This window comes from Lapillicoccus sp., assembly GCF_025353065.1.
GTDB lineage: Bacteria > Actinomycetota > Actinomycetes > Actinomycetales > Dermatophilaceae > Lapillicoccus.
Map to the genome: position 1 here is coordinate 1 of NZ_JANXRJ010000113.1, position 25,285 is coordinate 25,285.

Genomic DNA, 25,285 nt, shown 5'->3' on the forward strand with positions numbered 1-25,285 from the left:
CTCATTCAGCATCGATTGATGCTGTCACGGGCCTCCACCCCGGCGCAATCACGCTGAGCAGGAGTACCCCGGCATCGAAGTGGGAACCCACGGCGCCTGACGGGATCGGGCAAGGGATCACCGGCGATCAGAACAGACTCATCCGCCGCGATCCCGACTGCGCGGCCCCGCCACCACCTTTCGTCTCGCTGTCGCGGGTCCTGCGTGCGGCGGCGCCGGACGGTGGCCGAGCGGATCGCCCCGTGGCCAGGCGTTGCGGACCTCACCAGAGGGCTGCATTGGTTGCGGCTGCCTCTCGCTGCGAGGGCGGGTTGCTAGGTCCACGCCGGCGATGAGGCCGCCGCCGAGGTCCCCGTCGCTGGCTGAGGCAGTCGCTGCCCTAGATTGGCGGCATGAACGGCGCGCACGCCCTGATCCGGACCCTGGTCGAGGCGGGCGTCGACGTCTGCTTCGCCAACCCGGGGACGTCCGAGATGCACTTCGTCGCCGCACTGGACGACGTGCCCGCCATGCGCGCCGTGCTGACGCTGTTCGAGGGGGTGGCCACGGGCGCCGCCGACGGTTACGGACGGATGGCCGGGCGGCCCGCGGCGACCCTGCTGCACCTCGGACCGGGACTGGCCAACGGCATCGCCAACCTGCACAACGCCCGCCGGGCCCGGACCCCGCTGGTCAACATCGTCGGCGACCACGCGACGTACCACAAGCGTCTCGACGCCCCGCTGGAGTCCGACATCGACGCGTTGGCGTCAGCGGTGTCCGGCTGGTTCCGGCGGTCGCTGACCACGAGCGACGTCGCGGCCGACGCGGCCGTCGCCGTGGCCGCCGCCCGCTCCGCGCCCGGGTGCGTGGCGACCCTGGTGCTGCCGGCCGACGTGTCCTGGGGCGACGGCGGTCGCCCGGCCGACCGGATGCGGCACCGGGTCCCCGCGCCGGTGCGCCCGGCCGTCGTCCGCGAGGTGGCGGACGCCCTGACCGGCGAAGGGCCCCGCGTGCTGTTCCTCGGCGGCAACGCCCTGACCGAGCGCGGGCTGCTGGCGGCGGCCCGCGTGGCGGCAGCGACGGGGGCGCGCCTGCTCTGCGAGACGTTTCCCGCGCGGCTGCCGCGGGGCGCCGGCCTACCCGTCGTCCGGCCGCTGGCCTACCCGCCGGAGCCGGCCTTGGCCGACCTCGCCGGCACCCGTCACCTCGTGCTCGCGGGGGCGCGGGAGCCGGTCGCGTTCTTCGCCTATCCCGACCTGCCCGGCAGCTTCGTCCCCGAGGGATGTGAGGTGCAGCTGCTGGCCGAGCCCGGGGAGGACGCCACCGAGGCGCTCTGCGCCCTCGCCGACCTGCTTGCCGACGAGCTCCCGAGCGAGCCGATCGCCGAGGTGAGCCTGGAGCGGCGGCCCGCCCCTCCGACGGGGGCCCTGACGACCCGAACGTTGGCCGGAGCCGTCGGCGCCCTGCTGCCCGAAGACGCGATCGTCGTCGACGAGGCCGTGACCTCCGGGGCCTACCTCGCCGCAGCGACGGCGGGCTGCCCACGGCACGACTGGCTGACGCTGACCGGCGGCGCCATCGGGCAGGGGCTGCCGGTCGCGACCGGCGCTGCCGTGGCCTGCCCGGACCGACCCGTCATCTCGATCCAGGCCGACGGCAGCGCGATGTACACGATCACCGCACTGTGGACCCAGGCCCGTGAGAGGCTCGACGTCACCACCGTCATCTGCGACAACGGCGCCTACGCCATCCTCGACGGTGAGCTCGAGCGGGTGGGCGCGGCCCGCGACGGCCTCCGCGCCCGGCGACTGCTCGACCTGACCGGGCCGGCTCTAAACTTCGTCGCCCTGGCCACCGGTTTGGGCGTGCCGGCCCGCCGGGCCGACAGCGCCGACGAGCTCGTCGACCACCTCCGGTGGGCCTTCGCCGAGCCGGGACCGCACCTCATCCAGGCCGTCCTGCAGTCGGTGCCACGCTGACCCGCAGGGCGTCCTGTCCTGCAGCGCCGGACGGGGGGCGACGGCCGATGATCCCCCACGCCACGACGGCGACGGCCCAGACGGTGTGCACGACAGCGACGGCGCCGGGGTGCTGGAACCACCAGAGCGCGAGGCCGGTGCTCGACCCGAAGCGGCGGGTGAAGTCCGGGACGAAGGGCTGCCAGAGGGCGACCGAGGTGAGGAGCGCGAGCCAGGGGATCCGGGAGCGGTGGCCGAACAGGTCGGCGACGACGGCGGCGAGGACCGCGCTCCCCGCGTAGTAGGCGATGTCCTGGGGATCGAGCAGGAGCCGGACCGCGATGCCGGCGAGAAGGGCCGCGGGCCACCGCCCGCGGAGGACGACGACGAGCGCGGCGAGGGGGCCGCCGAGCAGCTGGGCCGTCCGCACCCAGCCCGGGACGACCGCGTCCCGGATCCCCACGAGCCACAGGGTCGAGCTGTCGTTGATGCCGACGGCCGGGCGGAGTGCGCCGACCGTACCCGGGTCGGCCACGAGGAAGGGCAGCCAGGCGACGGCCATCCCGGTGGCCACCGCGACGCCGGCACGGAGGCGCCCGGTCGGCAGGACCAGCAGCAACGGCAGGCCGATCACCGCCCACGGCTTGGCAGCCACCGCGGCGGCGACGGCCAGGCCGGCCAGCACGGGTCGGCCGCGGGGAGACCGGACGGCAGCCACGGTGATGGTGAGAAGGAGGATGGCGAGGATGTCGTCGAGGTGGGCCCACCGGACGGCGAGAACCACCCAGGTCGGGGCGGCCAGGAGACCGGCGAGCAGCAGTCGTAGGCGTCGATGTCGTTGCGGGACAATGCTTCCCAGCAGGGCGAGACCTGCGGGCAGGGCGAGGGTCATCAGCACCTGGGCGCCGCCGAGGGCGTGTCCGACCGTGACGACGTCGAGGGCTCCGGCGACCAGCAGGCTGAGTGGGCCGATCTGGAGAAGGGGGTCGGCGGCATACAGGTGCAGGCCGGCCGTGCGGAGGAGCATCCTCGCGCCCTCGTCGAAGAAGTGCCACGAGATGCCGGACGGCCGGGCCACGACGACGGCACCGACCGCCGTCCACGCCACGACGACCACCCACAGGCCTGTCTCCGCAACACCGCCGGTATGCCGTCGGGCCGCGCGGGAGCCGCTGCTCGACGTCACGGGAGCGAGAGTAGGGCTGCGGGCGAGGGACTCCGTCACACCGCGGACAAGCGCTGCCCGCTGGTGCGGGTCGTGGTGGTCAGCAGGTAGACGGCGACGAGTGCCCCCGCCGTTCCGGAGACGATGAGCGGGAGGTGGCCATCGCTTCCCCAGGCCAGCCCGGCCCAGACGCCGGCGAGCAGGACGCCCAGACCGGTCAGGCCCTGGAACGTCCCCTGCGCGCCGGCCTGCTGCCCAGCAGGGACGAGGGTGGAGATCCAGGCTTTGCCGACGCCGTCGGTGAAGGCGCTGAACAGGCCGTAGAGGGCCAGGACCACCCAGGCGAGCAGCGGGCTCTGGGTCAGCCCGAGGCCGAGGTAGCCGACCGCGAAGAAGAGGAGACCGATCCCGAAGACCCGCTGGCGGGGCAGCCGGTCGGCCAGCAGCCCCGCGGGATAGCTGGCGGCGGCATACACGAGGTTGTAGCCGACATAGGCCAGGAAGAGTGCCGGCACGGAGAAGCCGATGTCGTGCAGGCGCAGCAGAAGCAGCGCGTCGGGGAAGTTCGCCAGGCTGAAGGCGACCAGGGGGGCCAACACCTGCCAGTACGGGCGCGGCAGCTCGCGGACGCCACGAAACACGTTGCTAGCAGGGCCGGCTCGCGGTGCGCGTGGTCGCTCCCGGACCGCGGCGACCAGCATCACGCTCAGTAGGGCGGGAATGATCGCGAGCACCAGCAGCGGACGGATCTGATGGTCGAGGAGCTGGTAGCCCAGCAGCCCCACCAACGGCCCCACGACGGCCCCCAGGGTGTCGGCGGCACGGTGGAAGCCGAACGCCCTGCCGCGCGCCTCGACGGGGATGCCCTCCACGAGGAGAGCATCGCGGGGCGGACCCCGCAGGCCCTTGCCGAACCGGTCGAGCACCCGCGCGAGCAGCACCAGCGGCCACCCGAACGCGACCGCGACCAAGACCTTGCCGACCGCCGCCAGGCCGTAGCCCACGCCGATCAACGGGCGCTTGTCGAATCGCTCCCCGAAGAATCCCGCGGCCAGCTTCGTGATGCTCGCCGCACCTTCGGCCAGCCCCTCGACCAGTCCGACCACCGCCACCGGCGCGCCCAGGGTGACGGTCAGGAAGATCGGCAGGATCGGGTAGAGGAGCTCGCTGGCCGCATCCTGCAGGAGGGACACCCCGGACAGGACGGTCAGGTTGTGTGTGCGCCAGCCGTGATCTGGCGCTGGCGAGTCCCCTGACGTCGAAGGCCCCGAGTTCATCCCGCACCTTCCCGGTGAGTGTTGTCCTGCTCTCGCAGGCCTCAAGGTAGCGCCGAGCCGCCGCCCCGTCGCCCAAGCTGCAGGCATGGCGCGAGGTCGTCGTGTCGTGGTCTTGGCTCCATCCTGTATGCCGGGTGCATCGGGCTGTATGCCGGGTGCATCGGGCGAGGAGGGCATCCGCCCGGGGTGAGGGACGGGTTCCCCAGCGGGGAGGGGGCCAGGCTGGTCAGCCGGTGATGGTGACGACCTTGTCCGCGGGGTGGGTGTCTCGGGCCTGTGCCAGCAGGAACGCCGCGACGGTGGCGCGAGAGATGGTGTGGCTCAGCCGCAGGGTCTCCTTGTCGGCAACAACGGTGGCCCCTCCGGTCGTCGGGTCGTTGGTCAGGCGTGTCGCGTAGACGAGGGTGTAGTTCAGATCGCTGTCACGCAGAAGCTGCTCAGCGTTGGTCTTGTCCGTGATGATCGCCCCCATGGCCATGCCGGTCATCAGCTTCGCGGGGGCGCTCAGGCGATCGCGGAGCACCGCGAACGAGGACAGCACGACGACGCGAATCGACGGGTGCTGAGCGGCACCAGCGAGCAGGGCGCGGGTCGCGTCCGTGATGCTGCCCTTGGTGGCGCCGAGAGTGACGATCACGGCGTCGATCCCGTCAAGGGTGCGGGTCACGTCGGCGGGCTCGGTGGCCTGGCCGGTCACGACCTCCAGATGCGGGTTCGACGCACCCACCTTTTCCGGGGAGCGCACCAACGCCCGGACGGTGTCGCCGGCGGTCAGGGCCTGGCCGATGACGAGGGCGCCGGTCGGGCCGGTGCCCCCCAGGACGAGAAGCTTCATGATGACCTCACTTGATAGATTGAATGTTCAAGCCAGACGGTACACCGTCTGCATTGAGCATTCAACCCCGAGTAGGGTGGGAGCCATGGCCCAGAGCACACCGCCCCCATGGCTGGACGACCAGGAGCGCCGGACGTGGCTGGCCCTCATCACGGTCGTGACGATGCTGCCCAGCGCACTGGACGCCCAGCTCGCTCCCGGATCCGACATCAACTACTTCGAGTACACCGTCATGGCCGGCCTGTCCGAGCAGCCGGACCGGACGCTGCAGATGAAGCACCTGGCGCTTTTCGCCAACGGATCGCTCTCACGGCTGTCCCACGCCATGACCCGGTTGGAGCAGCGGGGCTGGGTACGCCGCGGCAAGGACCCGACCAACGGACGGCTCACGGTCGCGACCCTGACCGACGAGGGCTACGACCACATCGTCAGCGCCGCACCGAGCCACGTCAGCGAAGTCCGCCGCATGGTGTTCGACCCGCTGACTCCTGCTCAGATCAGCGCTCTCGAAGAGATTGCCTCCCGGATCGCGGCCGCGCTCGGCGCTCCCGACGATCCCTTCGGGCCCATCCCCTGACCCGCGGTGCGATCGTCCAGGATCCGGCCTCACGAGCCGAGCTGGCCACGACGCCAGCTCGGGAATGGGCGACCGGGAACGCTCGGCTGGCATGGCCTTCATCGGCGCCGCCCTGAGTGAGCGGGCGACTCGTGTCAGCTGACCACGAGCCCTGGACCGGTAGCGTCGAGGGCGCGGTTGACTTCCTACACCAGCGGTCAGATCCGGGCGGTTGTCGAAATGTCTTCCTCGAAGGCCGTGACCATCTCCGCGGTGAGGGTGGGCCGGAGCGCAGCGATCACGTCGAGGTAGTCAGCGAGGTCGGCGCGGCACCTGTCGCCGGTGTCGACACTGGCCTCGAAGACCCGTTGGTTGACCGTGCGAGCGGCGTGGGCGATGTCGGCGGGAGTGAACCCTTCCGTGGCGGAGACGAGCACGGCCAGTGGGACGTCGTCACCGGTGGCTTGGAGGTGGCGCCGCCACATGGCATCGCGCGCTACCGCGTCGGGTGGACCGATGGGCAAGACGTAGTCGAAACGACCGTGCCGCAGGAATGCGGCGTCCAGGGCACGCACTGAGTTGGTGACACAGATCAGCAGACGTCCGGGACGTTCCCGGAAGGCCACCAGCGCTTTGAGCAGCTCGTTGACCACACCGACCGACGACGTCCCGGACTCCCGGTCCCCGGCGATCTCCTCGACCTCGTCGATGAACACCACGACGTGCTCCAACTCGGCGATCTGGGTGAAGGCGGCGCCGATCCCGGCGGGCAGGCCACCCTCGGAGGCAGCCAGCCGTGAGGGGAACAGCTCGACGAAGGGCCATCCCAGTCGGCTGGCAACGGCGCGGGCGAAGGTGGTTTTGCCGGTGCCGGGCGGGCCGAACAGGACAACGGCCCGTGGTGGTTCCACGGCGTGCTCCTCAGCCAGCTCAGGGCGAGCGAGCGGCAGGACCACCCGCCGTTCGATGAGGGACTTCTCCGCCGTCATCCCCGCGACCTGATCCCACAGCCCGGACGGCGGCATGGTCCCGCCGAGGGCGGCGAGCAACGCCGCGGAATGAGGGGTGACGGTCTCGGTCTTCTCGTAGAAGCTGATGCCCTCTCGTCGGGTGAATCCGCTGTTCGTGAACGCGGTGCCCCCGGTCTCGCCGTCGGGCAGAACCGCACTGATGCTGCGCACGCCGCCGGCGACCAGCCGTTGCTCCAGGGCGGCGAGCAGGGCACTGCCCAGCCCCTTGCCGCGCCAGGACGGGGCGAGGCCAAGTCGCAGTATCCACGCCCTGTCCCCCTCGATACGGGCGACCACCGTCCCCACGAGCTGCCCGTCAGCGACCGCCACGACGGCAGGCTGGCGCGCGCTCAAGGCAGCGACGACGTCCGCGAGGGAGAACAGCGGGGGCAGCGCCGTGGTGGAGGACTCCTCATCCAGCCTTACGGCGCGCTCGAGGTCTTCCGGCGCAAAGTCCCGTAGATGCCAACCCGTCACGACGGAGCTCCCTCTTGCGTACGTCCAACCCCGCAGGAACAGTCTGCGTCGCACCCCGACTGAGAGCAACCTCGCGTGGCGCTGCGCCGGTCGCCGCCTACCCTCAGCACCTTGTCCCGGGACCGGATGGACGGAAACGATCACCCGACGGGGAGTTGTGCAGGTCGACAACACGGAGCGCAGCCTGAGGCTGTCGGGTGCGTTTCACATGCTGACGACGACGGGAGAGCGAGCCGCTGGGAGCGCCGCCCACGAGGCACCAGGTCGCTTGGCTCCTGCACGGGTCCGCGGCATACTTCAGGCGTTTCCACCAAGGGAGTAGCCGTGAACGGGAGCGACACATCGCCGGTGGCCACCGGCGTCACCGAGCAACGTCTGGCCAATCTGCGGTCATGGAATCTTGGTCTCACCGTCCTGCATCTTGCCCAGGCGGCGGTGATCCTCGTGCTCGCCGGCGGCTTTGCGATCACCGTGACCTCGTCGCTTCCGGCAGGACCGCCCGGAACGGCCGTACCCGCCCCCACCCCGATCTTCGACGTCAGGATCGGCTGGGCCGTTGCCCTGTTTCTCGGGCTGGCCGCCCTGGACCACCTGCTGACGGCGACCGTTGCTCGCGGCACCTACGAGCACGACCTCAAGGCAGGAATCAACCGCTTCCGGTGGGTCGAGTACTCCGTGAGCGCCACGTTGATGATCATCCTGATCAGCTTCTACTCAGGTATCACGGGCATCAATACGGTCATCGGCATCGCTGGTGCCAACGTCGCGATGATTCTGTTCGGCTGGCTCCAGGAGGTGATGAACCCACCCGGGCGAACGACGACGACGATGCTCCCCTTCTGGTTCGGGACGCTGGTCGGACTGGCCCCCTGGCTCTCGATCGCCTACAACATCGCCAGGGCCCAGGACATACCGGGCTTCGTGTACGGGATCATCCTCTCCCAGGTGATCCTGTTCTTCAGCTTCGGGCTGAACCAGTGGCTCCAGTACCGCACCATCGGCAGGTGGGCCGACTATGCCTACGGTGAGAAGACCTACCTCGTGCTCAGCCTGGTCGCGAAGTCGTTGCTTGCCTGGCAGATCTTCGGGGGGTCATTGGCCGGCTGAGGCCGCCCCGCCGAGGTGCGGACCGGTGGTCCTCTCGGCTGGCCTGTGCGCCGGTCCAAGGCCCTTGTGTGGATGAGTCGGTCGATACGCCGGGTTCTGTCCCCCGCGGTGGTTGCCCACGGTGCGGGGTGACGGTCATCCATCTCGGCCGGCCATTGCTGACCGGCTCCAGCGCCCTACCCGCAGACTCGGGCGGGCCGCCCTCGAACGTCTGCTGTCTGAGCTTGCTCCAGGTGGGGTTTACCGAGCCGCCCCAGTCACCTGGGGCGCTGGTGGTCTCTTACACCACCGTTTCACCCTTACCCCGTCGCGCCGGCAGAGGCCGGACGACGTGGCGGTCTGTTTTCTGTGGCACTGTCCCGCGGATCACTCCGGGTGGGTGTTGGCCACCACCTTGCCCTGCGGAGCCCGGACGTTCCTCGGCAGGACCACCCGAGGGTGACCTGACGCGACCGCCTGACCGACTCATCCGGCATAGAGACTAGGCCCCAGCCGGTATGCCGCCCCACCGGCGGTCCCTTCGAGGTGACCCCCCGGTGCACCGGCACCGCAGGTCACCTCAACCCGAGAACGACTCAGACCAGCCCGGCGTCGTGGACGCACATCGCGATCTGCACGCGGTTCTCCACGGCGAGCTTGGCGAAGAGCCGCGTGACGTGGGCCTTGACGGTGGCGACGCTCATGAACAGCTCGGCCGCGATCTCGGCATTGGCCCACCCCCGCCCGATCGCGACGGCGACCTCGCGCTCCCGCTCCGTGAGGTGCGCCAGGTGGGCCAGCGCAACGTCGCGCCGCAGGGTGGGGACGCCGTCGGTGGCGGCGGCAATGAGCGTCGCCGTGACGCTCGGCGAGAGCATCGGCTCCCCCGCGAGCACCCGGTGGATGGCCTCGACGATCTTCGGCGGCGGGGTGTCCTTGAGGAGGAAGCCGCTGGCGCCGGCCCGCAGGGCGGCGAGGACCTGGTCGTCTGTCTCGAAGGTCGTCAGCACGATCACCCGCGGCGGTTTCGGCAGTCGCAGTAAGCCGCTCGTCGCGGAGATGCCGTCCCGACGCGGCATCCGGATGTCCATGAGGACGACGTCGGGGCGGGTGCGCGCGACGACCTCCTGCGCGTGCTCGCCGTCCTCCGCCTCCGCCACGACGAGCAGGTCGGGGCTGCCCCCGAGGATCATCGAGAGACCTGCTCGCACGAGGGGGTCGTCGTCGACGATCACCACGCGCGCCGGCGTCGGCGCACCGGAGCCCACCGGGGCCTCGCCGATCACGACGCCCACGGCAGCCAGGCCCGGAGGACGAACTCCCGCTCCTCCGTAGGCCCGTGCTCGAGCCCGCCGTCCGCGAGCGCCGCCCGCTCGGCGAGGCCGGTGAGCCCCATCCCGGCCCCGGGCACGACCTCTGCGGCCACCGGCATACGGACCGGTAGGCGGTTGCGCACCTCGAGCGCGAGCCGGTCCCCCGGCGACCCGGTCAGCCGCACGGAGACAGGGATCCCCGGGGCGTGCTTGCGCGCGTTGGTGAGGGCCTCCTGGACCATCCGGTAGATCGTGCGTCCTGTTGCCGCCGGGACGTCCGCCTCGGGCGGCAGCTCGTCGTCGAGCCGCACGCGCATTCCCCCCTCGACCGCCTCGGCCACCAGTGCCGGGACGTCACGCAGCGTCGGCTGCGGTCGCGGCGGCGATGCGTCGCCGTCACCGGTGGGGTCGCGGAGCACACCGAGCACCTCCCGCAGGTCGGTCAGCGCCTGGTGGGCACCGTCCTGGATGATGCCAGCGGCCACGCGGGTCTCGTCTCGCGTGAGGTCGTCGCGGTAGGTGAGCGCGCCGGCGTGCATGGCTACCAACGAGATTCGATGCGCGAGCACGTCGTGCATCTCGCGGGCGATCCGGGTGCGCTCCTGCTCCCGAGCCTGCGTGACGCGCAAGGACTGCTCGCGCTCGGCCGTCTCCGCGCGCAGCTGCAACCCGGCCAGGAGCTCGCGCCGCGCGCCGACGTAGAACCCGATCATCACCAGGATCCCGTAGGCCAGCAGGCCGAGAGCATAGGTCACCCACCACGGAGCCCCGTTCCCGCTCGCGGGGTTGACCCGCGCGTAGACGGCCGGGACGAGCAGCGAGAGGAGGCCGAGCGGCACCACCTCCCGCCAACGGCGACGGGTGGCCAGCGAGACCACGGCGACCGACCAGGGGGCCACGACGCTCGACGAGACGCACGTCAGCGCGGTGAGGGCCAGCACGACGGGGATGCGGAAACGGCGCCGCAGCAGCATCAGGCCGATGCCGAGCAGCCCGACCACGGCGTCCAGGGCGAGGATGACGACGGCCCGGTCCGGGGAGATGACCTCCGGTGCGGCATCGACCTCGAGGGCGATGACCCCCCAGACGATCGCGCCAACGACGAGGGCGACGAGGACCCGCCACGTCCTGCTCCACGCCGAGAGCGGCGGCGGGGGGACGAAGGGGGGTGGGAGCACTCCCCCACGATAGGGACCCCGGTATGCCGCGTGGGTCCGACCAAGGTCTCATCACCACCGACTTTGGTCGACTGTCGCGAGCCCGCGGGCCGATGTGCCGGGCCGCATGGCGACCACACGATGGACCACATGATCACCGTCCAGAACCTGACCAAGCGCTACGAATCCTTCACGGCCGTCGACGACATCTCCTTCACCCTCTCCCCCGGCACGGTCACCGGCTTCCTCGGCCCCAACGGCGCCGGCAAGTCCACGGCCATGCGGATCATGACCGGCCTCACCCCACCGACCTCGGGCACCGCGACCATCCTCGGCAAGCCCTACGCCGAGCTCCCCAACCCCGGCCGGCAGGTCGGCGTCCTGCTCGACGCGTCCGCCCAGCACGCCGGCCGCACGGGCCGCGAGGTGCTGGCCCTCGGCGCGATGGTGATGGGCCTCGGCAAGGCCCGGGTCGACGAGATGCTCGACCTCGTCGGACTGACCCCGGACGAGGCCCGCCGCCGGCTCGGCCACTACTCGCTCGGGATGCGCCAGCGGCTGGGCATCGCGCCCGCCCTCCTCGGTGACCCCGAGGTGCTGGTGCTCGACGAGCCGGCCAACGGCCTCGACCCGCAGGGCATCCACTGGATGCGAGGGCTGCTCAAGGGCTTCGCCGAGCAGGGCGGCACCGTGCTCCTCTCGTCGCACCTGCTCCATGAGGTGGAGGTCGTCGCCGACCAGCTCATCCTCATCGGTCGTGGCCGCATCGTGCGGCAGGGGTCGAAGGCCGAGCTCCTCGCCGGATCCGGCACCACGGCGAACGCCCTCGACCGGGACGCCCTCGTCATGGCCCTCCAGCACGCGGGTCTGGCCGCCGACGTCACCCCGTCCGGGTCCGTCCGGAGCAGCGCAACCACCGAGGAGGTCAGTCGGGCAGCGCTCGACGCGGGCCTCGTCCTCACCGAGCTGAGGGGCGCCGACGGCGCCGGGCTCGAGGAGATGTTCCTCCAGCTCACCTCGTCCGATTCCCGAGAAGGAGCCGTCGCATGACCACCACGACCGTCCACCCGCCCGACCAGCCCACGAACCCGCCCCTCGACCCCGTCTCGGATCGCGACCTGGCCAGGACGCCGGCCCCCTCGGCTCCTCATCCCCCGGGCATCCCCTTCGCTCGCCTCATCGCTGTCGAGCTGCGCAAGATGCTCGACACCCGTTCCGGCCGTTGGCTGCTCATCGCCATCGGCGTCGTCACCATCGTGGTCGTGGGCTTCGTCCTCTTCGCCTCGAGGCCGCAGGACCTCACGCTGTCGACGTTCGTCACCGGCACCGCGACCCCCCAGACCCTCCTGCTGCCCCTGCTCGGAGTGCTCGCCGTGACCTCGGAGTGGGGCCAGCGCAACGCGCTCGTCACCTTCACCCTCGAGCCACGACGGCTGCGCGTGATGCTCGCAAAGCTCGTGGGGTCAATGGTCCTCGGGACCGTGGCCATCGCGTTCGCTTTCTTGATCGCCACCATCGGCAACGGTCTCGGCATCCTGCTACGGAACGGCGACGGCAGCTGGGCCCTGGGCGCGGCCTCGATCGGCGGGGTCGTCCTCTCCCAGCTGCTCTGGGTCGCCCAGGGCATCGGGTTCGGTCTGCTCTTCGGCAGCACCGCGGTGGCGATCGTCTCCTACCTCACCCTGCCGACGGCGTGGGCGATCGTCGGGTCCATGGTCACGAGCCTCAGCACGGTCTCGCAGTGGCTCGACCTCTCGCGCGCCATCGAACCTCTCGTGGCCGGTCAGATGAGCGGCATCTCCTGGGCCCACCTCGGCGTGGCCGCCGGGCTGTGGGTGATCCTGCCGATCCTCGTGGGGAGCTGGCGGATGATGCGACGCGAGGTCAAGTAGCCACCAAGACCCACTGCGTCCGCACCGACGCGACACCGGTATGCCGTTGCCGCGGACGTTGTGAGGAGGTCCCCACTGCGTCCGCGCCGACGCGACACCGGTATGCCGTCCCCTTATCGGGTCATCCGATAGGGGGACGGTCCGATGGAGAACGGTTGTCCAGGGAAGCGCGCCCTTGTCCAGAGCCCGGTCCGGGGCATCGACAAAGGGACGCTCCGCTCGAGAACGGTTCTCCAGCACAGCGTCCCTTTATCGGGTCATCCGATAAGGGGACGGTCCGATGGAGAACGGTTCTCCAGCCCGGCCCAGCCCAGCCAGTCCAGCCCAGTCCAGCGCCGACGCGACACCGGTATGCCGTCGCCGCGGAGGTCGTGGGGCTCCGCTCAGACGGACGTGCCGACGACGGTGTGGTCCGTGTCGATGACCACTTGGGGCGGCATACCCCGGATGGTGGCCTCCCCTGCGGTGTCGAGCCCGATCGAGACGGGGTGCCCGGCATACCGCAGCCCGGTGACCTCGAGCGGGCCGAATGCGGGCCGTGGACCGGGACGCAGCGACAGTCGCTCCCCGGGGACGTGGACGGACAACCCGAGCCCCACGGTCACGAGGACGGCGGCCGAGGCGGCCGACCAGGCCTGGGGTCGGCACGAGGCGGGGTAGGGGCTCGGACGGTCGCCGAGCGGGAGGCCGGAGTAGAGCTCCGGCCAGCGGTAGTCGAACGCCTCGGCCGACGCCACCAGGGTGCGCGCCACCGCGCCGGCCTCGGCGGTGAATCCCTCCCGGAAGAGGTTCCACGCGCAGATGGCCGTGTCGTGGGTCCAGATCGAACCCGTGTGGTAACCAATGGGATTGAAGCCGCCGTTGCCGGTGCCGAGGGTGCGGACGCCGAACTCGTCGAGCAGCTCCGGCCCGGTCACGGTCGCCGCCACCTCGGCGGCCTCCCCCGGACCGAGGACGCCCGTGCCGAGGACGTGGCCCATGTTGGACGCGAGCCCGTCCACGGCTCGGCCGGCGCCGTCGAGCGCGATCGCGAGATGGCGCCCGGCGTCGGTCTCGACCCAGAACCGCTCGCGGATGCGCGTCGTCAATGCGTCGGCGGCGACGTCTAGCTCGTCCGCGCCCACGACACCGAGGGAACGGTAGAGGCGGGCCGCACCGCGCAGCGCCTCGACGGCGTAGGCCTGCGCCTCGACCAGGGCGATGGGGCCGTCGGCAACGCGGCCGTCCCGCCACCGGATGGAGTCCCCGGAATCCTTCCAGCCCTGGTTCGCCAGGCCGTGCCCCGTGAGGTCGAGATACTTGAGCAGCCCGTCCTGGTCGGGCTGCCCGGCGTGGAGGATCCAACCGACGGCCGCCTCCAGCTGCGGCAGCAGCTCGGCGACCCGGTCCTCCGACAGCCCCCACTCCCACGCCTCGACGAGCAGGGTGACCCACAACGGTGTGGCGTCGACCGTGCCGTAGTAGACCTGCGGAAGCGTCATTCCGGAGACGGGGTCGCGGTAGACGTCTCGGCGCAGCTCGTGCGGGATCTTGCCCGGAGCCTCACCCGTGGCCGGGTCGAACCCGCGGCCCTGACGACGGGCGAGGGTGCGCAGCGTGCCGTGCGCGAGCTCGACCCCGAACGGAAGCAGCATCCGCGCCGCCCACAACGAGTCGCGGCCGAATAGCGTGAGATACCAGGGGGATCCGGCCGCGGCAAAGAGGTCGGACGGCTCTACCGGATCTCGCAGCAGGAGGTGGTGCAGGTCGTCGAGACCATGGGCGAACGCCTTGGCGAGTCGGGGGTCGCCCGCGGTGAGCGCGATGTCGCTCCAGCCGATGGCGGACGACCCGCTGTCGGCATCGAAGGCCGACCGCTGCCGGCGCTCGACCTCGACGCCGACCACGACCGAGGTCGATGCTCCGGGCGCGAGCTCGACCCCGACCGAGAAGACGGCGCGCCCGTCCGGCGTCAGCTGGATCTGCTCGCCCGCAGGATCGACGTGCACCCGGGTGCGGTGCCACTCGTCGGCGAAGGACACGGCACCTCCTGTCTCGTCCACCTCCGGCATCGTGGGCACCCCGGACACCACCCCCGCCTTGACGGCCGCGATGTCGAGCCCGTCGCTCGAGACGGCGACCCGGAGGGTCGCGTGGACCGGGTCGGCCGCCCGCGAGGTGAGGGTGAGCAGCTCGCGCAGGCCCCCGTCGAGCAGGCGGGTCCGCAGCAGTTCGACGGTCGGGTCGGGCCCGGTATCGCCGAGGCCGCGGGCCGAACCGAGGTAGTGACCGCGCGAGCCCCGCGCGCGGTCGGCCACGGGAGTCGGCCGCTCGAAGCCGTTGGTCGCGCCGAGGTCGACGACGAGACCGTCCAGCACCCGGCGGTCATCGACGTAGAGCCCCTGCGCCGTGCCCCGGTCGATGTCGCCGGATCGCGACGACAGGGCCGTGACGTTGCCGTCGACGGTGATGCTCAGCTCGTGCAGCCACGGCTGTCGCGTGGCCGACGCGGCAGGCTCTGACACGAGGGGGTCCCTTTCGATTCGGGTGGACCGGGGTTCGGGTGGGCGGGTCCACAGGCGCCTGCCGAGCAGGCTCGCGGCGCCGAGCGGTGACAACGATGTCGGTGGAGAATCTGGTCGTTGCCGCTTGACCACGTCCGCAGACTAGAGCATGCTCGCCCAAGTATGAACGTTCAAATCGCCATCGATCTGGACGGGACCGGAGCCGGCCGAGCGCGAAGGAGCGTGTCGTGACAGTGAGACCCATGCGGTCGCCGCGGGCCACCATCGTCGACGTCGCCGACGCCGCGCAGGTCTCTCGCCAGACGGTGAGCAACGTGCTCAACCGGCCGGACAAGGTCGCTCCCGCCACGCTGGAGCGGGTCCAGCGGGAGATCCTCCGCCTCGGCTTCACCCCCCACGCCTCCGCCCAGCAGCTGCGTCGCAAGCGCTCGTCGGCGGTGGGCTTCGAGGTGAACCCGTTGGGGCACCGCCGAATGGGCCACATCCTCGACGAGTTCCTCGTCGAGCTCACCGTCGTCGCCCCCCGGCACGCGAGCCATGTCGTGGCGTTCGCCCCCGACCCGGACGACGTCATCGCGGCATACCGGCAGATCCTCGCCAGCGGGCTCGTCGACGGCTTCGTCCTCGCCGACACCCGGCACACCGACCCTCGACCGGGATGGCTCATGGAGCACGAAGTGCCCTTCGTCTCCTTCGGCCGGCTCTGGGACCTGCCCGAGCTGCAGTGCTGGGTCGACGTCGACGGCCGCGCCGGGGTCCGCGCCGCCGTCGCCCACCTCGTGGAGGCGGGCTACGAGCAGGTCGGGTTCCTGGGCTGGCCAGCGGGATCGCCCGTCGGCGACGACCGTCGCGCCGGCTGGGCCGAGGGGCTGCACGAGGCCGGGCTCACGTCGCCGGGGTCCGACGAGGAGTCGTCCAACCAGGACCTCGACGAGGCGACCGCCGCCGCCGAGCGGCTGCTCGGAAGGCTCGGGCAGGGGGCCGCGATCGTGTGCGCCTCCGACCTGCTCGCCCTCGGTGCGCTGCGCGCCGTCCGCAACCTCGACCTCGAGCCCGGGCGGGACGTCGGCGTCGTCGGCTTTGACGACACCGAGGTCGCCGCCGCGATGCAGCTGTCCAGCGTCCGTCAACCCGTGGCCGAGGCGGCGCGTGTCGCCTGGGACATGCTGCTCGCCCCCACCTCCCCCGAGCCGCAGGCGCAGCTGCTCACCCCGACCCTCACGGTCCGCCGCACGAGCATCCGGCGGGCGCCGTGACGCCCCCCTCACCCGCCCCGACTCCCCCCTCACCAACCCCAACTACGCACCACCAGAACAGGAGACACCCGATGTCGTCAACGAGGACACGTCGCACAAGAGCCGTCGCCATGGCGGCCATCACCGGAGCCCTTGCCCTGAGCGCCTGCTCGAGCGGTGGCGGCTTCAACACTCCGGCGGCGACCCAGGCTCCGGCCGGTGGCCCGGTCGCCCTCAAGATGCTCATCGCGAGCTCGGGCGACGCCGAGACGAACGCGCTCAAGGCCGCCACGGCGGCATGGGGCAAGAAGACGGGTAACTCTGTCGAGGTCACGGCCGCAGACAACATGGACCAACAACTGGGCCAGGCCTTCGCCGGTGGTGCGCCGCCGGACGTCTTCTACGGCGCCGACACCCGGATCGGCGACTTCGCCAAGGCGGGCAACCTCTACGCCTACGGCGATCAGGTCGCCAACGAGAAGTTCCTGCCGAGCCTCGTCCAGACCTTCACCTACAACGGCAAGCTCCAGTGCGCACCGAAGGACTACTCGACGCTGGCTCTCGAGATCAACACCGACCTGTGGACCAAGGCCGGGCTGACGGACGCTGACATCCCCAAGGACTGGGCCGCCCTCGAGACGGTGGCCACGAAGCTGACGCAGGGCACCGTCACCGGACTCGTCATCGGCAACGACATCAACCGCGGCGGCGCCTTCATGAAGCAGGCCGGCGGCTGGGTCATCTCGGCGGACGGCAAGACGATGACCGCCGACACCCCGCAGAACCTTGCTGGTCTCCAGGAGATCAAGAAGATGATGGACGCGGGCGCTTTGAAGTTCAACACCGACACGACACCGGCCGCAGGCTGGGGTGGTGAGGCCTTCGGCAAGGGCATCGCGGCGATGACGATCGAGGGCAACTGGATCAAGGGCGGGATGCAGAAGGACTACCCCAACCTCAAGTACAAGGTCGTCGAGCTGCCCACCGGCCCGGCAGGCAAGGGCACCCTGAGCTTCAGCAACTGCTGGGCCATCGCCGCCAAGAGCCAGCACCAGGCCGCCTCGGTCGACCTCGTCAAGTTCCTCACCAGCACGGACCAGCAGCTCGCCTTCACGAAGGCGTTCGGCCCGATGCCGTCCACCGAGGACGGCATCGCCAAGTTCAAGACCGACTACCCCGCCGACGCACCCTTCGCCGCCGGGGGCGACTACGGCCAAGGCGCGGTCAACGCGCCCGGCATGGACCCGGTGATGAAGGCCTTCAACTCCAAGATGGCCACCCTCAGCAAGGGCGGGGACCCCAAGGCCATGCTCGCCGACCTCCAGAAGAACGGCACCGCAGCCCTCGCCGGCTGACCCACCACCACACCGCGAGCGGGCGACAGACGGACCACACCGGTCCGGCTGTCGTCCGCGGAGAAGGCAGCCATGGCCCGCAGAAAGAGCTCCATCCACGGTCGAGAGGGCATTGCCGGGTGGGTCTTCACCGCCCCGATGATCATCGTGCTCGGCCTGTTCCTCTTCGTTCCCGTCCTCATGGCCTTCTGGGTGAGCCTCACCAACTGGGCTGGCAACGGAAACCCGTTCGGAGGCGGTGAGACCGCCAAGTTCGTCGGCGCCTCGAACTACACCGACCTGTTCCTGAAGGACGGGCTCACGCGCTCCACCTTCATGCAGTCGATCGGCAACACCTTCTACTACGTGCTGCTCGTCGTCCCCCTGCAGACGCTCACCTCGCTGTTCCTGGCGCTGGTCGTCAACAACAAGCTGCTGCGCGGCAAGAGCTTCTTCCGGACCGCGTTCTACTTCCCGTCGGTGACGTCCTCGATCGCGATCTCCACCGTCTTCCTGTTCCTCTTCTCCAACTCCGGCGCGGTCAACGGGTTCCTCAAGCTGTTCGGCATCACCGGACCCCAGTGGTTCGCCGACTCGCGCGGCCTCCTGCACCTGATCCTCGGGCTGTTCGGCGCCGACAACCCGTCGTGGGCCCAGGGCCAGATCTTCGGGCGGACCCTCTGGGACTGGCTCGCCGGCCCCTCCGTCGCCATGTGCGTCATCATCATCCTCGCGATCTGGACCACCACCGGCACCTTCATGCTGATGTTCCTCGCCGCGTTGCAGGACCTCCCCGTCGAGGTCGACGAGGCGGCCGCGCTGGACGGTGTCTCCGCGTGGCAGAAGTTCCGCCTCGTGACGGTCCCGATGCTGCGACCGGCGATCTTCCTCGTCGTCACCCTCGGCCTGATCGGGACCTGGCAGGTCTTCGACCAGATCTACGTCATGGGCAAGGGTGCCCCCGACAACACCACCTTGACCCCGGCGTTCCTGTCCTACAGCCAGAGCTTCACGTCGTTGAAGTACGGGTCCGGGGCAGCGATGGCCTTTGTCGTGTTCCTCATCATCGTCCTCCTCACCTGGTTCCAGCGCCGGATCATGCGTGAGGACAAGAAACCCGGCTGGTGGCGTCGGCGCAGCACCCTGGTCGGCGCGGCATCCTCCGGCGCCGCAGCCGCGGCAACGCCGGCTGACTCCACGAGCGCTGCGGGAGCTCACCGATGACGACCATCACGAAGCAGAACACGACACCCGCGGTGCACGAGGCGGACCTCCGACGGGTGCGGAACTCGGGCATCAAGAAGGTCCTGGGCTACGCCGTCCTGCTCATCTTCGCGGTCATCTACCTCTACCCCTTCGCGATCCAGATCGCCACGTCGTTCAAGGACGACCCGCAGGCAGCGGCCCACCCGCTGTCGATCATCCCCAACCCGTTCGACCTCTCCGCGTGGAAACGGATGTTCGGGCTCACCTCGGACAGCTCGGTGCCGATCATGACGTGGCTGGGCAACTCGGTCCTCGTCACCGTCATCGTGACCGCCGCCAGGGTCTTCTTCGACAGCCTCGCGGGATATGCGTTGTCGCGGCTCCATTTTCGCGGTCGGGGCTTCCTCTTCGCCGCAGTGCTCGCCGTGATGAGTGTGCCCGGTGTCGCCCTGCTCGTGCCGAAGTTCCTCATCGTGACCTACCTCGGCATCTACGACACCTATGCCGCGATGATCTTCCCGCTGCTCATCGACGCCGCAGGCGTGTTCATCATGAAGCAGTTCTTCGACTCCGTCTCCGTCTCCATCGAGGAAGCAGCGAGGATGGATGGTGCCGGAGTGTTCCGGACCTTCTGGTCGGTCGTCCTGCCGATGGCCCGGCCGGCGCTGATCACGTTGACCATCCTCGCGTTCCAGGGGTCGTGGAACGAGTTCAGCCACTTCCTCGTCGTCACCCAGAGCGCCAACCACAAGACGCTCATCACCGGGCTCGCCGGTTTGACGAGCGGGTCGCTCGGCGCCGGGACCCAGTTCCCCCTGAAGATGGGTGCTGCGCTGCTCACCACGATTCCCGTCGCGATCCTCTTCTTCACCTTCCAGCGCTACTTCGTCAGAGGCGCCAACGAGGGCGGCGAGAAGGGCTGAAGCGCCGCCGCCCGTGAGGGGGTGCTCCTCGAGAGCTCTCGATCGAAACCGGATGTCGCCCCGGCATCGGCTCGGCTTACACTGGTCGAGCCGACGTCGTGACGACGGGACAAGTAGTCGCGGGAACCCACTGCTCAGAGAGCCACCGTTGCTGTGATGGTGGACAGTGATCCCGTGGCGAAGACACCCGTCCAGCGTCGGTCGCTGGCCCCGTCGGGCTTTTCGAGGTCGTGGCACCCGCCGCGGCGAAGGTGTGGTGGCACCGCGATCTAGCCCCCGCCCACACCTCCAGGGCCACGTATCGTCCCGGAGGTGTTGCTCATGAGTTCTGTTGCCCCTGCTGCCCGCCCACGTATCCTGGCGTCCCGGCTCGACCGTTGTCGCCCGGGTGAGCCCGTCGTCGTCGCCGGGTGGCTGCACCGCCGGCGCACCCTGGCGTCGGTCACGTTCCTCGTCGTCCGCGACCGCTCCGGCCTCATCCAGGTGGTCGTGAAGGACCACGAGACCCTCGCTGGCCTGGCTGGCGTCGGGGAGGAGACGGTCCTCGAAGTAACCGGCACGCTCACCCAGAACCCCTCTGCGCCGGGTGGTTTCGAGATCACCGACCCGACGGTCGTCCTCCTCACGGAACCCGCCCGGACACCGCCGGTGGAGCTATGGCGCCCGCGCCTGCAGGCCTCCCTACCCGTGCAGCTGGACCACGCCGCGGTGACGTGGCGGCATCCGGCGCAACGGGCGAGGTGGGAGCTGGCGGCGGCCACGCTGCACGGCTTCCGCACCACCCTCGACGAGCTCGGGTTCACCGAGATCCAGACCCCGAAGCTGGTCCCGACGGCGACCGAGTCGGGAGCCGGCGTCTTCGAGGTCGACTACTTCGGCCGGCCGGCCTATCTCGCTCAGTCGCCGCAGTTCTACAAGCAGCAGCTGGTGGGGGTCTTCGAGCGGGTCTACGAGACCGGCCCGGTCTTCCGGGCCGAGCCGCACGACACCGTGCGGCACCTCGCGGAATACGTCTCGATGGACGCCGAGCTCGGCTTCATCCGCGACCACCACGACGTCATCGACCTGCTCGGGCAGGTCCTGCACGGCATGGTGGCGAGCGTCCGGGAGCGCGCCGGCGCCGCGGTCACGCGGCTCGATGTCGAGCTGCCGCGGCTGCCCGACGCAATCCCCGTCATCCACTTCTCGGACGCCCTGCGGCTCGTCGGCGCCCCCGACGACGAGCCCGACCTCGCGCCGGCGCACGAGCGCGCGCTCGGTGAGTGGGCGCTCGAGAAGCACGGGTCCGACGTGCTCGCTGTCGAGGGCTACCCGATGACGAAGCGGCCGTTCTACACCCACCCCCAGCCCGACGACCCGCGGTGGTCGAACTCCTTCGACCTCCTCTTCCGGGGGCTGGAGCTGGTCACGGGCGGGCAACGCCTGCACCGCTACTCGGACTACCTTGGCGCCCTCGAGGCGCGTGGGGAGAGTCCCGAGCCCTACGCCGACTACCTGTCGACGTTCGCGCACGGTATGCCGCCCCACGGCGGGTTCGCGATCGGGCTCGAGCGCTGGACCGCCCGGCTGGTGCAGGCTGAGAACGTCCGTGAGGTCACCCTCTTCCCGAGGGACCTGCACCGGCTCACGCCCTGACGCGTCCCCACACGGGCGTGAACCGCTGCGGTACCAGCGGACATACAGGATCATGAGGCGGATCGGAGGGGAGACCGGACTGGGCCCGGGCCGAGGACCTCTGCTCGAGCGTGTTCCTGGAGGCGTGGCGGCACCGCGCCCGCTTCGTCGTCCACGAGGGTTCGGCCCTGCCGTGGCTCTACGGCGTCGCCACCAACGTGTGCCGCAACGAGGCCCGCTCGCACCGCCGCCACGACCGGGCCCTCGCCCGCGTCCCCCTCGAGTCCTCCTTCCCGGACCATGCGGAGGATGTCGCCCACCGCCTCGACGACGAGGCGACGATGCGCGGGCTGCCGGACCGGGTGGCCGACCTCGCCACCCGTGACCGCGACGTGCTCGCTCTCGTCGTGTGGGAGGGCCTCGACTATCCCGCCGTCGCCCTCGCGCTCGGCATCCCCGCCGGCACGGTGAAGTCCCGGATGTCGCGGATCCGATGCCTGCTCGCCCTGCCCGACCCGGTCCTTCCCGGCCACCCGAACCCCGCGCAGGAGCTGACATGACCGACCTCACGCCTCCGCCGGCACGGGACCTGCCACCGCATCGACGGGCGGCCCTCCGCCGCGCCCTCGAGGAGGAGATCCGGGACGCCACGCCCCATCACGGCGTGCGCCGACGCTTCCCCGCGCTCCCGGTCCTCGCCGCCGCCGTGGCCGCCGCCCTCGTCGTCGGTGTCGTGTGGAGCGCGCGCCGGGCCGACCCCGTCGCCGTGCCCGAGGCGGTCGAGAGCACCACGAGCACGCCGGGGACGCGCGCCACCAGCACACCCGCCGCACCTGTCGCCTCCGCCAAGACCACCACCACCTCGGCCGTCCCCGGACCGTTCACCTTGCACGGAGCGCCGCTGAGCGCCGCCCAGATCCAGCAGGCCTATACCCCCCCTACGGTGATGAACGACCCCGCGAAGGCCTATGCCGCGTGCATCGCCCTCGTCCATGACCAGGCCGACGTCCAGGCCTTCGCGATCCCCGGCACCCTCACCGGCCGGGTGGCGGCGACGAACGGCATCGTGACCACGGTCGTCGTCGCCGACGACCGGCATACGTGGACCTGCAACATCGCCCCCGACTCCGCGGTCTCCTACCCGGCCTCCACCACCCCGCCGTCAGCGACGTCCGCGAAGGCCTTTGCTTTCGCCCTCAACTCCAGCAAGGGCTACGGCGAAGGCCCGCCGCCGAACTGCCCCACCGGCCGCAGCGCCACGACGGCGACGCTCAACGACCCGCGGGATCCCTGCGGGCCGATGGCCGCCCCGCCGTCCGGACCGTGGAACGGGGAGCTGCTGTGGGTCGGCGGACGTCTCCCGGCCGGTGTCAACGGTCTCACCTTCACCCTGCCCGACGGTCGGTCCGTCCCGGCCGTGGTCCGCGACGGCTACTGGGTCGTGCAGGACTTCTCCGTGATGGACTGGGGGGGTGACCGCATCGACGGCAGACGGGTGACCGTCCGCCTGTCCGACGGACGGACGGTCCCGCTGACCCTGGGCCAGGACGCGATGTGCAACCAGACCAGCCACGGCTGCTGAGCTCCGCGTCATTGAACGCTCAGACCGCTGAGGTCAGTCGCCCTTGACGTTGACGATCTGCCGCAGCGTGTGCCGCACCTCGACGAGGTCCGCCGCGTCCGCCATGACGAGGTCGATGTCCTTGTAGGCCATCGGGATCTCGTCGATGAAGGCGTCTGTGTCGCGGTACTCGATGCCCACCATCGCCGCTCGCAGCTGCTCGTGCGTGAAGGTGTGGCGGGCCCTGGTCCGGGAGTACTCCCGACCCGCTCCGTGCGGAGCAGAGTTGAGCGACAACGGGTTTCCCTTACCGACCACGACGTAGGACGCCGTGCCCATCGAGCCGGGGATCAGCCCGGGCCGACCGGCCTCGGCCGAGATCGCGCCCTTCCGCGACAGCCACACCTGCTTGCCGAAGTGCTTCTCCGACTCGGTGTAGTTGTGGTGACAGCCGATCTCCTCCTGCCGCTCCACGTCCGCGCCGACCCACTCCGCGACGCACGTGACGACCCGGTCCATCATCTCCTCACGGTTGGCCAGGGCGTAGTCCTGGGCCCACCGCATCTGCCGGATGTAGGCCCAGAACTCGTCCGTTCCCTCGACGAGGTAGGCGAGGTCGCGGTCGGGCAGGCTGATCCACCACCGCTCGCACAGCTGGCGGGCCACCGCGATGTGGTGCTGGGCGATCTTGTTGCCCACGCCGCGGGAGCCGGAGTGGAGGAACAGCCAGACCCGACCCTCCTCGTCGACGGTCACCTCGATGAAGTGGTTGCCGGACCCGAGCGTGCCGAGCTGCACCTTCCAGCGACCGGCGTAGGAGCTCGGGTCGAAGCCGGCCTTCTCCGCCTTCGACTCGAGGCTCGTCAGTCGCTCCACGGTGTGGTCACGGTCGATGTGCTGGTTCGCGGCGCCGGCACTCAGCGGGATCGAGCGCTCGATCGCCTCGCGCACGACGCGCCGGTCCTGGGGCAGCTCGTCGACGTGCCACTGGGTGCGGACGGCGATCATGCCGCACCCGATGTCGACGCCGACGGCGGCCGGCATGATCGCCCCGAGGGTCGGGATGACCGACCCCACGGTGGCGCCCAGACCGAGGTGGGCGTCCGGCATCAGGGCGAGGTGCGGGTAGATGAACGCCATGGTCGCCGTCCTCTCCGCCTGCTCCCTCGTCCCGTCCTCGAGGCTCGAGGCCCAGTTCATGAGCCTCGGGCTGAGCTGCTTCATCGTCCTTCCGTCCTGTCGGTGTGGCTGCCTCAATTGGCTTGCGAACACTACGGTTCACCCCGTCGATGCGCACCTCCATTTACTGCCACTACGCTCAGCCGTATGCCGCCCCGCACCTTCCGGAAGGTCGGTCCGGCTGCGCCCGTCGGGTACTTCCCGTGGGAGGCGGCCGGGCTGCGCTGGCTGGCTGCCGCCGCCGGGGCGATGGGCACCGGAGGGGTCGCCGTCGTTCCCGTCGTGCACGTCACCGACGACCACCTCGACCTCGTGCGGCTGCCGGACCTCGTGCCGACGCAGGCGATGGCGGAGGCCTTCGGCGCGGACCTGGCGGCGACCCACGCCGCCGGCAGCGCGGCATACGGGGCTCCGCCGGACGGCTGGCTCGGGGACGGCTGGCTGGGCCCGATGACCGAGCTGTTGCCGCTCGCCCTGCACCCGGTCGACACCTGGGGCGAGCTGTGGGCCCACCAGCGGATCATCCCCATGCTCGAGGAGGGTCGGCGCCGGGGGGTCTACGACGCCGCTGACACCGTGCTCTTCGAGCGGGTCGCGGCCCGCGTCGCGTCCGGGGAGCTCGACACGGGTGAGCCGCCGGCGCGCCTGCACGGCGACCTCTGGGGCGGCAACATCATGTGGGGGCCGCAGGGCGCCGTGCTGATCGACCCTGCGGCCCACGGCGGCCACCGCGAGACCGACCTCGGCATGCTGTCGCTGATGGGTGCGCCGCGGCTGGCGACGATCCTCGCGGCCTACGACGAGGCCGCCCCGCTCGTCGACGGTTGGCAGGAACGCCAGTCCCTCCACCAGCTGCACCCGCTGATGATCCACGCTGTCGTCTACGGCGGTGGCTACGTCGAGCAGAGCCGCGCCGCCGCCCGACCCTGGGCCTGACCCGCCTCTCACCCACCCCGCCGAGGTCGCCGAGGTCGCCCCCCCTGTGCTGAGGTCGTGGTCTGGCGCTGAGGTCGTGGTGTGC

20 protein-coding genes, 1 other RNA gene and 1 pseudogene are annotated in these 25,285 nt (G+C 70.6%); 13 read left to right on the top strand and 9 right to left on the bottom strand.

From position 1 onward, the window contains the following. The first annotated feature begins 392 nt into the window (after positions 1-392). Positions 393-1,961: an acetolactate synthase large subunit gene (locus Q0R63_RS09130; protein ID WP_295696577.1), complete on the top strand. Its 1,569-nt coding sequence runs from the start codon at positions 393-395 to the stop codon at positions 1,959-1,961. Here Q0R63_RS09130 and Q0R63_RS09135 read toward each other — a convergent pair. The 3 genes from Q0R63_RS09135 to Q0R63_RS09145 all read right to left on the bottom strand — a co-directional run bounded on the left by Q0R63_RS09135 (position 1,927) and on the right by Q0R63_RS09145 (position 5,217). Further along, positions 1,927-3,126, bottom strand: a complete 1,200-nt coding sequence (locus tag Q0R63_RS09135) for a hypothetical protein (RefSeq protein ID WP_295696579.1) — start codon at positions 3,124-3,126, stop codon at positions 1,927-1,929. The two genes, Q0R63_RS09130 and Q0R63_RS09135, sit on opposite strands and share 35 nt — an antisense overlap. A 35-nt stretch (positions 3,127-3,161) precedes the next feature. Next, on the bottom strand, positions 3,162-4,298 hold the full coding sequence (locus tag Q0R63_RS09140; protein WP_295696581.1) for an MFS transporter: 1,137 nt from the start codon (positions 4,296-4,298) through the stop codon (positions 3,162-3,164). 310 nt (positions 4,299-4,608) lie between these two features. Then, the gene (locus Q0R63_RS09145) at positions 4,609-5,217 is read right to left on the bottom strand and encodes an NAD(P)-binding oxidoreductase (RefSeq protein ID WP_295696583.1); all 609 of its coding nucleotides are present in this window, start codon (positions 5,215-5,217) and stop codon (positions 4,609-4,611) included. A gap of 85 nt (positions 5,218-5,302) precedes the next feature. Between Q0R63_RS09145 and Q0R63_RS09150 the strand changes: the two genes are divergently transcribed. Next, positions 5,303-5,794: a MarR family transcriptional regulator gene (locus Q0R63_RS09150; RefSeq protein WP_295696584.1), complete on the top strand. Its 492-nt coding sequence runs from the start codon at positions 5,303-5,305 to the stop codon at positions 5,792-5,794. A gap of 197 nt (positions 5,795-5,991) precedes the next feature. Here Q0R63_RS09150 and Q0R63_RS09155 read toward each other — a convergent pair whose 3' ends face one another. After that, positions 5,992-7,260 carry a GNAT family N-acetyltransferase gene (locus Q0R63_RS09155; RefSeq protein ID WP_295696587.1) on the bottom strand — a complete coding sequence of 423 codons (1,269 nt, stop codon included), beginning with the start codon at positions 7,258-7,260 and terminating at the stop codon, positions 5,992-5,994. A 348-nt stretch (positions 7,261-7,608) separates the two neighbouring features. Here Q0R63_RS09155 and heR point away from each other — a divergent pair, with 348 nt between their 5' ends. Then, entirely contained in the window at positions 7,609-8,367 is a 759-nt protein-coding gene (gene heR, locus Q0R63_RS09160) for a heliorhodopsin HeR (protein ID WP_295696589.1), read from the top strand. A 69-nt stretch (positions 8,368-8,436) separates the two neighbouring features. Here heR and rnpB read toward each other — a convergent pair. The 3 genes from rnpB to Q0R63_RS09175 all read right to left on the bottom strand — a co-directional run bounded on the left by rnpB (position 8,437) and on the right by Q0R63_RS09175 (position 10,837). Beyond that, positions 8,437-8,835: RNase P RNA component class A (gene rnpB / locus Q0R63_RS09165), an RNA gene on the bottom strand. Between the two features lie 107 nt (positions 8,836-8,942). Then, positions 8,943-9,641 (bottom strand): response regulator transcription factor, encoded by a 699-nt coding sequence (locus Q0R63_RS09170; RefSeq protein WP_295696591.1) that lies wholly within the window; start codon positions 9,639-9,641, stop codon positions 8,943-8,945. Beyond that, positions 9,629-10,837, bottom strand: a complete 1,209-nt coding sequence (locus Q0R63_RS09175; protein ID WP_295696593.1) for a histidine kinase — start codon at positions 10,835-10,837, stop codon at positions 9,629-9,631. The genes Q0R63_RS09170 and Q0R63_RS09175 overlap by 13 nt, the downstream gene beginning before the upstream one ends. A gap of 129 nt (positions 10,838-10,966) precedes the next feature. Between Q0R63_RS09175 and Q0R63_RS09180 the strand changes: the two genes are divergently transcribed. Further along, positions 10,967-11,866: an ATP-binding cassette domain-containing protein gene (locus Q0R63_RS09180; RefSeq protein ID WP_295696595.1), complete on the top strand. Its 900-nt coding sequence runs from the start codon at positions 10,967-10,969 to the stop codon at positions 11,864-11,866. Next, positions 11,863-12,708: an ABC transporter permease gene (locus tag Q0R63_RS09185; protein ID WP_295696597.1), complete on the top strand. Its 846-nt coding sequence runs from the start codon at positions 11,863-11,865 to the stop codon at positions 12,706-12,708. The genes Q0R63_RS09180 and Q0R63_RS09185 overlap by 4 nt, the downstream gene beginning before the upstream one ends. 383 nt (positions 12,709-13,091) lie before the next feature. Here Q0R63_RS09185 and Q0R63_RS09190 read toward each other — a convergent pair whose 3' ends face one another. Further along, a complete protein-coding gene (locus Q0R63_RS09190; protein WP_295696599.1) occupies positions 13,092-15,212 on the bottom strand; it encodes a glycogen debranching N-terminal domain-containing protein in 2,121 nt (706 codons plus the stop codon). A 227-nt stretch (positions 15,213-15,439) separates the two neighbouring features. Here Q0R63_RS09190 and Q0R63_RS09195 point away from each other — a divergent pair, with 227 nt between their 5' ends. From Q0R63_RS09195 to Q0R63_RS09225, 7 genes and pseudogenes are all read left to right on the top strand, one after another. Next, complete coding sequence (locus Q0R63_RS09195; protein WP_295696601.1) at positions 15,440-16,468, top strand: substrate-binding domain-containing protein; 1,029 nt, start codon at positions 15,440-15,442, stop codon at positions 16,466-16,468. A 110-nt stretch (positions 16,469-16,578) separates the two neighbouring features. Beyond that, complete coding sequence (locus Q0R63_RS09200; protein WP_295696603.1) at positions 16,579-17,802, top strand: extracellular solute-binding protein; 1,224 nt, start codon at positions 16,579-16,581, stop codon at positions 17,800-17,802. A 72-nt stretch (positions 17,803-17,874) separates the two neighbouring features. Further along, positions 17,875-19,005 carry a sugar ABC transporter permease gene (locus Q0R63_RS09205; protein WP_295696605.1) on the top strand — a complete coding sequence of 377 codons (1,131 nt, stop codon included), beginning with the start codon at positions 17,875-17,877 and terminating at the stop codon, positions 19,003-19,005. After that, positions 19,002-19,910: a carbohydrate ABC transporter permease gene (locus Q0R63_RS09210; RefSeq protein ID WP_295696606.1), complete on the top strand. Its 909-nt coding sequence runs from the start codon at positions 19,002-19,004 to the stop codon at positions 19,908-19,910. Before Q0R63_RS09205 ends, Q0R63_RS09210 begins: the two co-directional genes overlap by 4 nt. A 321-nt stretch (positions 19,911-20,231) precedes the next feature. Then, positions 20,232-21,545: an aspartate--tRNA(Asn) ligase gene (gene aspS, locus Q0R63_RS09215; protein WP_295696609.1), complete on the top strand. Its 1,314-nt coding sequence runs from the start codon at positions 20,232-20,234 to the stop codon at positions 21,543-21,545. A gap of 86 nt (positions 21,546-21,631) precedes the next feature. Then, positions 21,632-22,084: pseudogene (locus tag Q0R63_RS09220) on the top strand (RNA polymerase sigma factor); the annotation flags it as partial. Beyond that, the gene (locus Q0R63_RS09225) at positions 22,081-23,106 is read left to right on the top strand and encodes a hypothetical protein (protein WP_295696611.1); all 1,026 of its coding nucleotides are present in this window, start codon (positions 22,081-22,083) and stop codon (positions 23,104-23,106) included. The pseudogene Q0R63_RS09220 and the gene Q0R63_RS09225, both read left to right, overlap by 4 nt. A gap of 33 nt (positions 23,107-23,139) precedes the next feature. On the opposite strand, the gene Q0R63_RS09230 is transcribed toward Q0R63_RS09225, so the two are convergent. After that, positions 23,140-24,309 carry an RtcB family protein gene (locus Q0R63_RS09230; RefSeq protein WP_295696613.1) on the bottom strand — a complete coding sequence of 390 codons (1,170 nt, stop codon included), beginning with the start codon at positions 24,307-24,309 and terminating at the stop codon, positions 23,140-23,142. 102 nt (positions 24,310-24,411) lie between these two features. On the opposite strand from Q0R63_RS09230, the gene Q0R63_RS09235 reads away from it, so the two are divergent. Next, positions 24,412-25,200: a fructosamine kinase family protein gene (locus Q0R63_RS09235; protein WP_295696616.1), complete on the top strand. Its 789-nt coding sequence runs from the start codon at positions 24,412-24,414 to the stop codon at positions 25,198-25,200. Positions 25,201-25,285: the final 85 nt, after the last annotated feature.